The sequence below is a fragment of the Chryseobacterium sp. UF-81 genome, assembly GCF_058245105.1.
In genome coordinates, this window is the sequence record NZ_JBSIBX010000031.1 from 1 (window position 1) to 301 (window position 301).

Annotated in this window: 3 tRNA genes; all 3 read left to right on the top strand. The window is 55.1% G+C overall.

What is annotated here, in order from left to right:
* The 3 genes from AC4IFE_RS19995 (at position 1) to AC4IFE_RS20005 (ending at position 297) form a co-directional block, all read left to right on the top strand.
* A tRNA-Met gene (locus tag AC4IFE_RS19995) sits at positions 1-73 on the top strand.
* A gap of 39 nt (positions 74-112) precedes the next feature.
* Positions 113-185: transfer RNA gene (locus tag AC4IFE_RS20000), tRNA-Met, on the top strand.
* A gap of 39 nt (positions 186-224) precedes the next feature.
* Positions 225-297, top strand: a tRNA-Met gene (locus tag AC4IFE_RS20005).
* The last annotated feature ends 4 nt before the right edge of the window (positions 298-301 follow it).

Below are 301 nucleotides of genomic sequence, written 5' to 3' on the forward strand. Positions count from 1 at the left end.
CGCGGGATGGAGCAGTAGGTAGCTCGTCGGGCTCATAACCCGAAGGTCATCGGTTCGAGTCCGGTTCCCGCTACTAAGTTAAGTGCTTTCGGTAAGCACTCTAAAGATACACCGCGGGATGGAGCAGTAGGTAGCTCGTCGGGCTCATAACCCGAAGGTCATCGGTTCGAGTCCGGTTCCCGCTACTAAGTTAAGTGCTTTCGGTAAGCACTCTAAAGATACACCGCGGGATGGAGCAGTAGGTAGCTCGTCGGGCTCATAACCCGAAGGTCATCGGTTCGAGTCCGGTTCCCGCTACTAA